This window comes from Achromobacter pestifer (assembly GCF_013267355.1).
GTDB classification, from domain to species: domain Bacteria; phylum Pseudomonadota; class Gammaproteobacteria; order Burkholderiales; family Burkholderiaceae_B; genus Achromobacter; species Achromobacter pestifer_A.
The window spans coordinates 6,947,722-6,960,809 of sequence record NZ_CP053985.1; the positions used below are offsets into that span (position 1 = coordinate 6,947,722).

Annotated in this window: 12 protein-coding genes; 4 read left to right on the forward strand and 8 right to left on the reverse strand. The window is 67.8% G+C overall.

From position 1 onward, the window contains the following. Nucleotides 1-18: 18 nt before the first annotated feature. From FOC84_RS32655 to cadR, 6 genes are all read right to left on the reverse strand, one after another. Entirely contained in the window at nt 19-612 is a 594-nt protein-coding gene (locus FOC84_RS32655) for a nitroreductase family protein (protein WP_173149673.1), read from the reverse strand. A gap of 86 nt (nt 613-698) precedes the next feature. Beyond that, nucleotides 699-1,682, reverse strand: a complete 984-nt coding sequence (locus FOC84_RS32660; RefSeq protein WP_173149675.1) for a Bug family tripartite tricarboxylate transporter substrate binding protein — start codon at nt 1,680-1,682, stop codon at nt 699-701. 176 nt (nt 1,683-1,858) lie between these two features. Continuing rightward, nucleotides 1,859-2,674 (reverse strand): enoyl-CoA hydratase, encoded by an 816-nt coding sequence (locus FOC84_RS32665; RefSeq protein ID WP_173149677.1) that lies wholly within the window; start codon nt 2,672-2,674, stop codon nt 1,859-1,861. Continuing rightward, nucleotides 2,671-3,417: a FadR/GntR family transcriptional regulator gene (locus FOC84_RS32670; protein ID WP_173149679.1), complete on the reverse strand. Its 747-nt coding sequence runs from the start codon at nt 3,415-3,417 to the stop codon at nt 2,671-2,673. Before FOC84_RS32670 ends, FOC84_RS32665 begins: the two co-directional genes overlap by 4 nt. An 81-nt stretch (nt 3,418-3,498) precedes the next feature. Beyond that, nucleotides 3,499-4,680 carry a CaiB/BaiF CoA transferase family protein gene (locus FOC84_RS32675; RefSeq protein WP_173149681.1) on the reverse strand — a complete coding sequence of 394 codons (1,182 nt, stop codon included), beginning with the start codon at nt 4,678-4,680 and terminating at the stop codon, nt 3,499-3,501. Nucleotides 4,681-4,866: 186 nt separating this feature from the next. Next, nucleotides 4,867-5,301, reverse strand: a complete 435-nt coding sequence (cadR, locus tag FOC84_RS32680; protein ID WP_054456564.1) for a Cd(II)/Pb(II)-responsive transcriptional regulator — start codon at nt 5,299-5,301, stop codon at nt 4,867-4,869. A 133-nt stretch (nt 5,302-5,434) separates the two neighbouring features. On the opposite strand from cadR, the gene FOC84_RS32685 reads away from it, so the two are divergent. Further along, entirely contained in the window at nt 5,435-7,843 is a 2,409-nt protein-coding gene (locus tag FOC84_RS32685; protein ID WP_254241850.1) for a heavy metal translocating P-type ATPase, read from the forward strand. A 61-nt stretch (nt 7,844-7,904) separates the two neighbouring features. Here FOC84_RS32685 and speG read toward each other — a convergent pair whose 3' ends face one another. Together speG and FOC84_RS32695 are read right to left on the reverse strand one after the other, a co-directional pair. Further along, nucleotides 7,905-8,489, reverse strand: a complete 585-nt coding sequence (gene speG, locus FOC84_RS32690; RefSeq protein WP_173149685.1) for a spermidine N1-acetyltransferase — start codon at nt 8,487-8,489, stop codon at nt 7,905-7,907. Nucleotides 8,490-8,546: 57 nt separating this feature from the next. Next, nucleotides 8,547-9,461: a LysR family transcriptional regulator gene (locus FOC84_RS32695; RefSeq protein WP_013393256.1), complete on the reverse strand. Its 915-nt coding sequence runs from the start codon at nt 9,459-9,461 to the stop codon at nt 8,547-8,549. A gap of 195 nt (nt 9,462-9,656) precedes the next feature. On the opposite strand from FOC84_RS32695, the gene FOC84_RS32700 reads away from it, so the two are divergent. From FOC84_RS32700 to FOC84_RS32710, 3 genes are all read left to right on the forward strand, one after another. After that, on the forward strand, nt 9,657-10,958 hold the full coding sequence (locus FOC84_RS32700; protein WP_173149687.1) for an MFS transporter: 1,302 nt from the start codon (nt 9,657-9,659) through the stop codon (nt 10,956-10,958). A 23-nt stretch (nt 10,959-10,981) separates the two neighbouring features. Then, a complete protein-coding gene (locus FOC84_RS32705; protein WP_173149689.1) occupies nt 10,982-12,475 on the forward strand; it encodes a M81 family metallopeptidase in 1,494 nt (497 codons plus the stop codon). Between the two features lie 64 nt (nt 12,476-12,539). Beyond that, on the forward strand, nt 12,540-13,061 hold the full coding sequence (locus FOC84_RS32710) for a 2'-5' RNA ligase family protein (protein WP_173149691.1): 522 nt from the start codon (nt 12,540-12,542) through the stop codon (nt 13,059-13,061). The last annotated feature ends 27 nt before the right edge of the window (nt 13,062-13,088 follow it).

Below are 13,088 nucleotides of genomic sequence, written 5' to 3' on the forward strand. Positions count from 1 at the left end.
TCATGCTGGACAGCGGACTCAGACCGGACCGGTCCACTCCGTGACGAATTCACGGTAGTCCGGGCGGTTGGCCGGCGGCACGGCGCAAGCCGGGGTGCCGATGGCCAGGAAGCCCAGGAAGCGGTAGTCCAGCGCGTCCAGGCCCAGCGCGTTCTGCACGTCTTCCACGTAGGTGCCGATGCCGGTGCTCCAGAACGCGCCGTAGCCCAGCATGTGCACGGCGTTCAGCAGGTTCATGGTGGCGGCGCCGGTGGCCAGCAGCTGCTCCTGTTCCGGGATCTTGGTGTTGTCGTGCGCGATCTTCTGCGCCACCGCGATGAAGAGCGGCACGCCCGCCATCCACTCGCGCACGGACTTTTCCTTTTCCGGCGTCATGCGCGGATCGCCGCTGCGCTTGACCGCGTCCAGCGCCAGATCGGCCAGCTTGCCGATGGCCTCGCCGCGGATCACCACGTAGCGCCACGGCCGCAAGGCGCCATGGTCGGGCGCCGACATGGCGGCCTGCAGGATCTGTTCGAGTTCCTCGGGCTTGGGCGCCGGGGCGCGGAGGAACTTGAAGGAACGGCGCGTATTCAGGGCGTGCAGCGGGGTGGCGGTCGGGGTCGTGGTCATCGGATCTGGCGTCAATGAGAAAGAAACACAATTCATATTACGCCACTCCGCTGCCTCGGACCGTCATCCCCCCGGACCGCCAGAGGTCATTCGATCTGGATGCCGACTTCCTGGATGACGCCCGCCCAGCGCGCCAGCTCCGCGTTGACGAACTGGCCCAGCTCGGCCGGGCTGCTGGCGCCCGGCGTCGCCCCCTCGCCCTTGAAGCGGGTCTGCAAGGCCGGCACGGCCAGCGACCGCGCCACCGCCTGGTTCAGCACGGCCACCACCGCGTCGGGCGTGCCCTTGGGCGCCATCAGCGCATTCCAGGTATTGATTTCGTAGCCCTTGAACATCGGATCCTCGGCCACCGTGGGCACCTCGGGCAGCTCCGCCGAACGGTCCCGGGTGGTGACGGCCAGCGCGCGCAGGCTGCCTGCGCGGACCTGCGGCAAGGCCGCCGGCAAGGTGGCGAAGCTGAACTGGGTTTCGCCGCTCATGACCGAGGAATTGGCCAGCGACCCGCCGCGGTACGGCACGTGCTGGATCTGCACCTTGGCCTCCGAGGCGAACATGGCGCCGGCCACATGCACCGGCGAGCCATTGCCGCTGGAAGAATAGTTCAGGTCGCCCGGCTTCTCGCGCGCCAGCTTGACCAGGTCGGCCACCGACGCCACCGGCAGCTTGGGATTGGCGACCAGCACCAGCGGGATGGACGCGATCATGCTGACCGGCGTGAAGCCGCCCACCGGGTCGTAACCCAGCGACTTCTTGTACACGACCGGATTGATGCCGTGGCTGGACACGGTGGCCATGAACAGCGTGTAGCCGTCGGGCGCGGCCTGCTGCACGGAGGCCGCGGCAATGTTGCCAGCCGCGCCGGCCTTGTTCTCGATGATGACGGGCTGCTTGAGCTCCTTGCTCAGCTGCTCGCCCAGCGCCCGCGCCAGGATGTCCGTGGTGCCGCCGGCGGCGTAGCCCACCACGATGCGCACCGGCTGGCTGGGATAGGCCCCCTGCGCGTGCAGCGGCGCCGCGCACAGCCATGCCGCCAACCCCGCCAGGCCTGCCCTCAGATGAACCGCTTTCATGTCTGTCTCCTCGTCGCCGCGCTTGTTGCGCGGTCTGTGGCCTGGCCGTCCCCGGTGGGATCGGTGGCCGGGTTGATCCGGTCCGCGCGCGGATTCAGGACGCAAGCCTCCCCCGGCCGCGCCGGCAACGGCGCGGACCTGCAAGCCGCGTAGGGAATCCGGCCCGCGGCCGGAGATCAGGTGCCGGTGAACACCGGCGCTCTCTTTTCCGCGAACGCCTTGCGGCCCTCGCGGTAGTCATTGCTTTCGAAGCACTCCAGCACCAGCCGGCGCATGCCTTCCACATCGACTTCCGGTCCCAGCTGCTGCAGCTGGCGGATCATCTTCTTTCCTGCGCGCAGCGTCAGCGGCGCGTTGGCCTGGATCTGCGCCAGCATGGCCTCCAGCACCTGCGGCAGTTCTGCCACCGGCGCCACCTTGCGGATCAGGCCCAGCTCCTTGGCCTGGTGGGCGTCATAGCGCGCCGCCGTCAGGAAGATTTCCAGCGCGTTGGCCGGGCCGACCGCGGTCACCAGGTTGCGGATCGCGGTCAGGCGGTAGCCCAGGCCCAGCTTGCCGGCGGGGATGGCGAAACTGCTGTTGTCCGAGGCGATGCGGATGTCGCAGCACAGGGCGATGTTCAGGCCGCCGCCGATGCAATAGCCCTGGATATACGCGATCGTGGGCTTGTCGTAGTCATACAGCGCCAGCTGCGCGGTTTCGGCGACGCGCTCGTATTCGACCACCGCGTCTTCGCCGCTGCGCAGCGTGTCGAACTGCGAAATGTTCGCGCCGCTGACGAAGGCCTTGCCGCCCGCGCCCTGCAGCACCACCGCCCGGATCTCCGGGTCCTGGCGGAAGGCTTCCAGCACCACCGGCACCGCCTCCCACATGGCGAACGACACGGCGTTGTGCCGCTGCGGATCGTTGAACGTCAGCCAGCCTATCGCACCGCGCTTCTCGGCCACGATGTTGTCGGTGATTTCGCCCTGCAGGATGCGTAGTATGGTCACGGTTGCTTTCCTTGTATGACTGTCTGGTGCCGTTGAATGCCGTTGGTCAGGTGCGCGCGCATGGCAAGGCGCGCGGCCTCGCTGTCGCCGGCCACGATGGCGTCGAAGATGCGGTGGTGTTCGCGCTCGATTTCCGGCACGCGCTCGGTGCCGGCGCTGGTGTAGCGCAGCGTGCGCACGGCGCCGCGGAACACGTGGCGCAGGTGCGCCAAGAGGCGCACGAAATAAGGGTTGTTGGTGGCTTCGCCCACGGCCATGTGGAAGTCCAGCGCATGGTCGGCGCCGGCCTGCCAGTCATTGCCCGCGGCGTCGACCCGTTGCAGGGCCTGGCGCAGGCTTTCGATCTGCTCGGGGGTGCGATGCAAGGCCGCCTGCGCGGCCGCACCCGACTCCAGTTCCACCCGCAGCCAGAAAATGTGCAGCAGCGGTTCGGGCTGCAGCAGGTCTTCGGGCGCGATCTCGAAATTGCGCGTGCCCACGTCCTGCGCCACGAAGGAGCCCACGCCGCGGCGCGTGTCCACATACCCCGACAGCTTCAGCCGCGCGATCGCCTCGCGCACCACGTTGCGGCTGACGGCGAACATCTGCGCCAGCTCGAATTCCGTGGGCAGGCGCTGGCCCGGCTCGAACTCGCGCGCCACGATCTTCTGGCGGATCTGCGAGGCGATCTCGTCCGGCAAGTTCTCGGGGCGTCCCAGGCTGGAAAAGACCTGGTCGGCGGGGGCGGTGGATGGTGCGTTCATGTCTGGGCTGTCTCCGTCTGGACCGCCGGATACGCGGGCGGCCTTGGCGGCGATTTTATGCTCGGCGTCAGGACGGAGCCCTCAAATGACGCCTTCGCGGGCCAGCTGCTGCAAGTCGGCAGGCGCCAAACCCAGCATGCCGCCGTAGACGTCGCCGTTGTGTTGGCCGCGTTCCGGCGCGGGCGCCATTTCCCCTGCCGCCGAGCGGCTCAGGATCATGGGCTGCCCCACCACCGAAATCGGCCCCAGCGAGGGATGGCGGATTTCGCGGCTGAGCCCCAGGTGGCGCACCTGCGGATCCTCGAAAGTCTGATCCATGCCCAGGATCGGGCCGCAAGGCACGCCCTCCTTGTTCATCAGCGCAATCCATTCGGCGGTGGGCCGGGTCGCGGTGCGCGCGCCGATCGCCGCGTTCAGCGCGGGACGGTTGCGCGCCCGCAGCGGCACGGTCAGGAAGCGCTCGTCCTCGATCAGTTCCGGCACTTCCAGCACGCGGCACAGGCGCGCATAGATGTCGTTGCCCATGGCCGCGATGTTCATGTAGCCGTCGCTGGTGGGGAACACGCCGGTCGGGCTGCTGGTGGGATGGTCGTTGCCGCTCTGGCCGGGCACCTCGCCATTCATCAGCCAGCGCATCGCCTGGAAATCCATCATCCAGACCTGCGATTGCAACAGCGAGGTCTGCACCCACTGCCCCTGGCCCGACACCTCGCGCTCCAGCAGCGCGATGAAGATGCCGATGGCGCAGAACAGGCCGGAGGTCAGGTCCGCCACCGGAATCCCCGCCCGCATGGGACCGCGGCCGGGCTCGCCCGTCACCGACATCAGCCCGCCTATGCCCTGAGCGATCTGGTCCAGCCCTGGGCGCCCGGCGTAGGGGCCGTCCTGTCCGAAGCCGGACACGCTGGCGTAGACGATGCGCGGATTCACCTGGCGCAGCGTCTCGTAGTCGATGCCCAGCTTGAACTTGACGTTGGGCCGGTAGTTTTCCACCACCACGTCGGCCTGGCGCACCAGGTCCAGGAACAACGCCCGGCCCTGCGGATGCTTCAGGTTCAGCGTGACGCTGCGCTTGTTGCGGTGGGTGTTCTGGTAATCCGCGAACTGGGCCGAACCGCCCGGCTTGTCGTCCTGCTCGTCGCCCGGCTCTTCGATCTTGATGACGGTGGCGCCCCAGTCCGCGAACTGGCGCACGGCGGCCGGACCCGAGCGCACCCGCGTCAGGTCCAGGACGGTGAATCGGCCCAAGGGCTTGGAATCCATGCTTGTCTGCCTCTCTGTACGGCGCCGCTGATCTTCGACCGCGGCTGCCTTGTCATTATTTGTTGGATGTTGGACATCTTACATGTTGATGTTGGACGCAACAAGACGCCGCCGCGCTTTTCACGCGGCGGGTTTTCCCTAGGCCGGCTACCGGCCCTCAGTGGTGTTCGTCCTGGCGGGAGGCGTTCAGCCCAGGTGCGTGTGGCGTTCCTGGCGCTCTTCGACCTGCATTTCGCTCAGGCCATGCAGGATGCCGCAGTCTTCCGTGTCGGGCCGGGCCGACAGGCAGCGCTGGCGCAGTTCGGTGAGCTGGGTCTTGAGCTGGGTCAGTTCGGCGATGCGCTCGTCCACGTGGGAGATGTGCTCGTCGAACAGCTCATTGATGGGCCCGCAACCGCTTTGGTGGTTGTCCGCCAGCGACAGGATGGCGCGGATCTCGTCCTGCGTCATGTCCAGCGCGCGGCAGTTGCGGATCAGGCGCAACCGTTCCAGGTGTGGCTGGCCATAGCTGCGGTAGTTGTTCAGCCCCCTTTCCGGGGCCGGCAACAGCCCTTCTTTCTCGTAATACCTGACGGTCTCGACCGTGGTTCCGGCCGCCGTGGCCAATTCGCCGATACGCATCGCTGCCTCCCGGATCGCATCCGATTGATTTAGGGGGTTGACCCTATAGTAACTCCAAGGTGTGGAATAGCGTCACCAGCTTATTTCAAGGCAGAGGACGATGTCTTTACCTCCGGTCAAAAAACACGAACATATGCCCGCCGGGCAAGGCGGCGCCTGCTGCGCGCACGACGGATGCGACGCCCCCGCCAACAACGCCCAGGCCCATGCCGGACACGATCATGCGGGCCATGATCACGCCGACCACAGCCACGCGGGCCACGATCACAGCCACGACCACGCCGGCCATGATCACGCCCACGATCACAAGCACGACCACAGCCACAAGCACGATCACGGCGGCGACGCCTGCTGCGGCCACGGCGACGGCCAGCCCTTCAGCCTCTCGGGCGCCGGCGCGGCCACGCTCAGCGCCGGCCCGGGCCAGTCGCTGGCGCGCCTGCGCATCGGCCAGATGGACTGCCCCACCGAGGAAACGCTGATCCGCAAGAAGCTAGACAGCATGGCCGACGTGCATGCGCTGGACTTCAACCTGATGCAGCGCGTACTGACCGTGGTGCACGCCGAAGGCGCGCTGGACCGCGTCATGGCCGCCATCAAGTCGCTGGACATGACGCCCGAGCCCCTGGCCGACAACGCCCCCGGCACGCCGGCCCCTGCCGCCAAACCGGTGAATTGGTGGCTGATCGGCGGCTCCGGCATCCTGGCGGCGCTGTCGGAACTGTCGCATTTCGCCGGCTGGCCGCTGGGCGTCACCGCGGCCCTGGCCGTGGCCGCCATCCTGGCCTGCGGCGTCAGTACCTACCGCAAGGGCTGGATCGCCGTGCGCAACGGCAACCTCAACATCAACGCCCTGATGAGCATCGCCGTCACCGGCGCCGTGCTGATCGGCCAATGGCCCGAAGCGGCCATGGTGATGTTCCTGTTCAATGTGGCCGAACTGATCGAAGCCCGCTCCCTGGACCGGGCGCGCAACGCCGTCCGCGGCCTGCTCGACCTGGCGCCGGAAACCGCCACCGTGCGCCAGGCCAATGGCGACTGGCTGGAAGTGCCTGCCGCCAGGCTGCAGGTAGGCGACATCGTGCGGGTGCGGCCGGGAGAACGCATCGCGGCCGACGGCATCATCGTCAGCGGCAGTTCGGCCGTGGACCAGTCCCCCATCACCGGCGAAAGCCTGCCCGTGGAAAAGACGCAGGACGACCCGGTCTACGCCGCCACCGTCAACGCCGCCGGCTCCTTCGAATACCGCGTCACCGCGGCGGCCGGCAACACCACGCTGGCCCGCATCATCCACGCCGTCGAACAGGCGCAAGGCGCGCGCGCGCCGACCCAGCGCTTCATTGACCGCTTCTCGCGCATCTATACGCCGACGGTAGTAGGCATCGCGCTGCTGGTGGCGGTGCTGCCGCCGCTGTTCTGGGGCCAGCCCTGGTTCGACGCGATCTACCGCGCCCTGGCGCTGCTGATCATCGCCTGCCCCTGCGCGCTGGTCATCTCCACCCCGGTCAGCATCGTCAGCGGCCTGACCGCGGCCTCGCGCCGGGGCATCCTGGTCAAGGGCGGTGTGTACCTCGAAGAAGGCCGCAACCTGAAATGGCTGGCGCTGGACAAGACCGGCACGCTGACCCACGGCAAGCCGGTGCAGACCGACATCCAGGATTGGGACGTGTCCGACCAAAGCCGCCAGCCGGCCGCGCTAATCGCCGCCAGCCTGGCCGCCCGCTCCGACCATCCGGTGTCACTGGCCGTGGCCAATGCCGCGCGCGAAGCCGGCACGACCTTGCTGGACGTGCAGGAATTCACCGCCCTGCCCGGCCGCGGCGTCAGCGCGACACTGGACGGCGTGACCTTCCAACTGGGTAACCGCCGCCTGATGCGCGAACTCGGCGTCTCCAGCCCCAAGCTGGAAACGCGCCTGGACGAACTGGAACGCCAGGGCAAGAGCGCCATCGCGCTGACCGACGGCAGCCGCGTGCTGGCCGTGGCCGCCGTGGCCGACACGGTCAAGCCGACCAGCGCCGCCGCCATCGCGGACCTGCACGCCCTGGGTGTGCGCACCCTGATGCTGACGGGCGACAACACGCCCACGGCGCAAGCCATCGCGCAACAGGTCGGCATCGACGAAGCGCGCGGCGACCAGTTGCCCGAAGACAAGCTGACCGCCATCGAAAGCAAGCTGGCGTCGGGCGGCCGCGTCGGCATGGTGGGCGACGGCATCAACGACGCCCCCGCCCTGGCCCGCGCCGACATCGGCTTCGCCATGGGCGCGGCCGGCACCGGCACCGCCATCGAAACGGCCGACGTGGCCCTGATGGACGACGACCTGCGCAAGATCGGCACCTTCCTGCGCCTGTCGCGCGCCACGCATCGTGTGCTGGTGCAGAACATCGTGCTGGCGCTGGGCATCAAGGCCGTGTTCCTGACCCTGGCCATGACCGGCAACGCCACGCTGTGGATGGCGGTGTTCGCCGACGTGGGCGCCAGCCTGCTGGTGGTGGCCAACGGCCTGCGGCTGCTGCGGGCGGCGCCAGCCGCCCACTGACGCGGGGCAATCCGATTTCCCGGCGGCGCATGCCGTGCATGGCCGCCGGTAAAAGCACGCTTCAGCCCGCCTGCTCTTCCTGCGGCCAGTCGCGCAGCACCGGCGCATCCGGTGCGCCAGGCCCCACATCGCGCAGATGGTCGTGCTGCAGCAGCGCCATGCGGTAGGCGTCGCGATAGTCGCCGTTGGAAAAGAACTCTTCCTTCAGCAGCCCTTCGATCTGGAAGCCGCAGCGCTCGTAGATGTGCACGGCGGCGGTGTTGTCCTTGTCCACCACCAGATAGACCTTGTGCAGGTTCAGCACGCGGAAGGCGTAGCCCACCGCGATGCGCGTCGCCGCCTTGGCGTAGCCCCGGCCCTGATAGCTGGGCGCGATGATGATCTGGAATTCGGCACGGCGGTGGATGTAATCGATTTCCACCAGCTCGACCAGGCCGGCGGGCTGCCCGGTGTCGTGCTCGATGATGAAGCGCCGCTCGTTCTGGTCGTGCAAGTGGCGGTCATACAGGGCGACCAGTTCGTCGTAGGCCTCGTAGGGCTCTTCGAACCAATAACGCATGATGACGTCGTTATTGTTGATCTTGTGCACAAAGTGCAGGTCGCCACGCTCCAGGGGGCGTATTTTGATATCGGTTGTGACCGACATGGTGATACCTCCGAAAGTGCGCCCATTGTAAGCGGACGCGGCCCGACGCGCTGGCGCTCAGCCGCCCGAGAACGCCGGCAGGCGTTGTTCGATGCGCCGCATGACCTCGTTGGCGGCGGACGACAGGGGCCGTCCCAGCCGCAGCAGCGCCTGGCATTCCGGCGCGCTCAGGATCGGATGCGCGATGGGTATCGCGACCAATTCGCCGCTTGCCAGTTCGTGATGCACGCCCAGGTTGGGCATCAAGGTCACGCCCGCCCCCGTCATCGCGTACTGCTTCAAGACACGCAGCGAATTGGTGGTGAGGCTGGGCGTCAGATGGATGCGCTCGGTGAATTCCAGCAGGTCCACCGCCTGGCGCAGCCCGTAGGGCGCGGACATCAGCGCGAAGGGATACGGCAGGATGTCGGCGATGGTCAGCGGGCCCCGTCGCGCGGCCAGCGCGTGGCCGCGGCCCGCCAGCAGGCAGACCGGATGCTTGCGGCTGGCGCGGCAGCGCAGCCGCGGATCCACGGGCGGGTTGTAGGCCAGTCCGATGTGGGCGGCATCAGAAGCCACCGCCTCGACCACTTCATTCACGGATCCCACGTTGACGCTGATGTTGATCTGCGGATATTCGATGCAGAACGGTCCGACCACATGCTCCATCAGGCCGTCGATGAAACCTTCGCTGATCATCAGCTGCACGTTGCCGCGCTGCATGCCGCGCAATTCCTGCAGGCGCGCGTTCAGGTGTTCCTGCTGGGCGCGGCAGCCGCGGTGGTACTCCAGCAGCATGTCGGCCGCCTCGGTGGGGGTCAGCCCGCGCGAGCGCCGCTCGAACAGCTGCACGCCCAGCTCTTTTTCCAGCAGCTGGATCTGCCGGCTGATGACGGAGGCCGCCGTATCCAGCTTGTCCGCCGCGCCCCGTATCGAGCCGCAGGCCATGACCTCGTTGAAGTACTTCAGGCGGACCTGGCTGATTTCCTGCATATCCCGCATTCCCGGGGCGCTGGGCCGCGCCAGTTGAAGGTGAGTCGATCGTTGCCCACAGGGCAACGATAATTTATCACTCCGGTCATTGTTCGGAACACCGCTGTCTTCCAATAATGGCGGCCCCGGAAGCCATAGGGTTTCCGGCGCAACCCCAGCCACCGCGGGCGCCAGACCCGCGCGAGGAGACATGCAATGCCAAATCCGACCACGCCGGGCACGGACCCGCGCCTGGCCCCGCTATATCGCAAGATCACGTGGCGCCTGCTGCCCTTCCTGCTGCTCTGTTACGTCTTTGCCTACCTGGACCGCATCAACATCGGCTTCGCCAAGCTGCAGATGCAGCAGGACATCGGCATCTCCGACGCCGTCTACGGCCTGGGCGCCGGCATCTTCTTCCTGGGCTACGTCATCTTCGAAGTGCCCAGCAACCTGTTGCTGACCCGCATCGGCGCGCGCCGCACGATCAGCCGCATCATGGTGCTGTGGGGCCTGACCTCGGCCTCGATGCTGTTCGTGCAGGGCGAATGGAGCTTCTACGTCCTGCGCTTCATGCTGGGCGTGTTCGAAGCCGGCTTCGCGCCCGGCATGATCTTCTACCTGACCTACTGGTACTCGCAGTCGCGCATGGCCGGCGTCATGGCGGTGGTGATGCTGGCCGGCCCCATCGGCGGCATCGTCGGCGGCCCCGTGTCGGCCTGGATCATGACCGCGTTCTCGGGCGCGCACGGCCTGGACGGCTGGCAATGGATGTTCCTGCTGGAAGGCCTGCCCTGCGTGCTGCTGGGCGTGATCGCCTACCGCTACCTGGACGACAAGCCCGCCGAGGCCAAGTGGCTCAGCGCCGAGGACAAGGCGCTGCTGGCCGCCGATCTTGAAACCCGCGGCGCGCAGCAGAAGCATGCCTTCAAGCAGGTGCTGCGCGATCCCGCCATCTACGGCATGGCGTTGACGTACTTCTGCCTGATCTGCGGCATCTATGCCGTCAGCTTCTGGCTGCCCACGCTGCTCAAGCTGGCCGGCGTGCAGGACACCATGGAAATCGGCCTGTATTCCGCCGTTCCCTACATCGCGGCGGCCGTCTTCATGCTGTGGTTTGCGCGCAGTTCGGACCGCATGCAGGAGCGGCGCTGGCACACCCTGGTACCCGCCCTGCTGGCCGGCGTGTCGCTGTGCGTGGCTACCGCCGCGCCGACGCAATTCGCGCTATCCCTGACGGCCATCACGCTGGCCACGGGCTTCATGTGGGCCTCCTACACGGTATTCTGGGCGATTCCTTCGCAGTACCTCAAAGGAGAGGCGGCGGCCGGCGGCATCGCCCTCATCAACAGCATCGGCCTGCTCGGCGGATTCCTCAGCCCGTCCATCATCGGCTGGTCCAAGCAAGCCACCGGCACGCTGGCTGGCGGCCTGTACGTGATCTCCGCCTTGCTGGTGGCAGGCGCCCTGTTGCTGCTGGTGAACCGTCCGCCCCGTTCCGCGCCCGCCCGCGCCTGAAGTCCCACCCACAGGAAACGATCATGCACATTCTGGTTGCTGGCTTCCAGCACGAAACCAACACCTTTGCGCCGTCGCTCGCCGCCTACGACAACTTCGTGCGCGGCGAAGGCTTCCCGGCCATGGTGCGCGGCAAGGACATGCTGGCGCTGCGCGAGGTCAACATCCCCGCCGGCGGCTTCATCAACGCGGCGCTGGCCCAGGGCCACACGGTCGAAACCGTGATCTGGGCGGGCGCCAGCCCGTCGGCCCATGTGACCCGCGACGCCTACGAACGGATCGCCGGCGAAATCCTGGACGCCGCCCGCAACGGCAGCCATGACGCCGTCTATCTCGACCTGCACGGCGCCATGGTCGCCGAGCACCTGGATGACGGCGAAGGCGAACTGCTGGCGCGCATGCGCCAGATCGTCGGGCCCGGCGTGCCGGTGATCGCCAGCCTGGACCTGCATGCCAACGTCACCGCGCGGATGCTGCAGGAAGCCGACGGCCTGGCCGCGTTCCGCACCTATCCGCACGTGGACATGGCCGACACCGGTGTACACGCGGCGCGCCTGCTGCAGGCCCGCATCGCGGCGGGCGACAGCTGGAGCCGCAGCGAGCGCCGCCTGCCCTTCCTGATTCCGATCAACGGCATGTGCACGATGCTGCAGCCGTCCAAGGGCGTGTACGAACTGCTGGAAAGCCTGGAGCAGACCCCGGGCGTGGTCTCCATCTCGTTCGCGCCCGGCTTTCCGGCGGCGGACTTCCCCGAGTGCGGCCCGGTGGTCTGGGCCTACGGCACCGACGCGGCGGCCGTTGAACGCGTGACCGACACCCTGTACCAGCGCGTGCTGGAACTGGAGCCGCAATGGTCGCCCGACTTCCTCGAGCCCTCCGAGGCCGTGCGCCGCGCGCAGGCGCTGGCGGCGGGCGCGTCGCGTCCGGTGGTCATCGCCGACACGCAGGACAATCCGGGCGCGGGCGGCGACGCCAACACCACCGGCATGCTGCGCGCGCTGGTGCAGGCCGACGCCCAGAACGCCGCGCTGGGGCTCTTCTACGATCCCGAGGCGGTGCGCCAGGCCACGGCGGCCGGCATCGGCGGCAAGGTCCGCCTGAGCCTGGGCGGCCAATCCGGCGTGGCCGGCGACTCGGCCTTCGAAGGCGAATTCGTGGTCGAAACCCTGTCGCCCGGCAAGCTGCGCTTTGACGGGCCGATGATGAACGGCATGGACGTGGACCTGGAAGCCGTGGCCGGCCTGCGGATCGGCGGCGTGCGGGTGGTGGTCAGCGCCACCAAGTCGCAGATGCTGGACCGCAACCTGTTCCGCGTGGGCGGCGTGCAGCCCGAGGAAATGGCGATACTGGTGGTGAAGAGTTCCGTGCATTTCCGCGCGGACTTCCAGCCCATCGCCCACGAAGTGCTGGTGGCCAAGGCGCCCGGCCCGATGCAGGCCGATCCGGCTGACCTGCCCTGGACCCGGCTGCAGCCGGGCATCCGCGTGCGCCCGCAAGGCAAGGCGTTCTCTTATTGAGCGCCGCCCCGCCGCCCGCCGGCGGGGTTTGCTTTTTCGCGCACCGCGGTGGCAGACTGGCGGCATGAAGAAACTCCACACGCTCGCCTACCCGCGCCTCGGTGCGCAGGACGCCGGGTTCATCGACGAGTTCCGACGCCAGCATGATGGCCAGCATCCCCTGGTCAGGGCGCACTTCACCATGGCGTTCGGGTGCGCGGGCATCGATGAACAGGCCTACCAGCTGCACCTCGAAGAGGTCGCCCGCCTGCACGGCCCGATAGACTTCGTATGCCGCTACGCCATGCTGGGCGCCGACCCGGCGCACGCCTACGCGTACCTGGTCCCCGACGAAGGCCATAGCCAGCTCGCACGCCTGCACGACGCCCTGTACCGCCAGGTGCTGGCTCCGACCTTGCGCCTGGACATCCCCTATGTGCCGCACATCACCATGGGGGCCTCCACCAACCGCGCACTGATGAAATCGCTGTGCGATGAACTGAACCGCAACGGACTCGAAATCCGCGGCACGGTCGACAAGTTGACGATGGCGGTCCTGGAAAACGGCGTGCTGACCGACCTGACTTCCGCCCGGCTTTCCGGCTGAGGGCCGGGCGCCGCCCGCCCCCCGCGC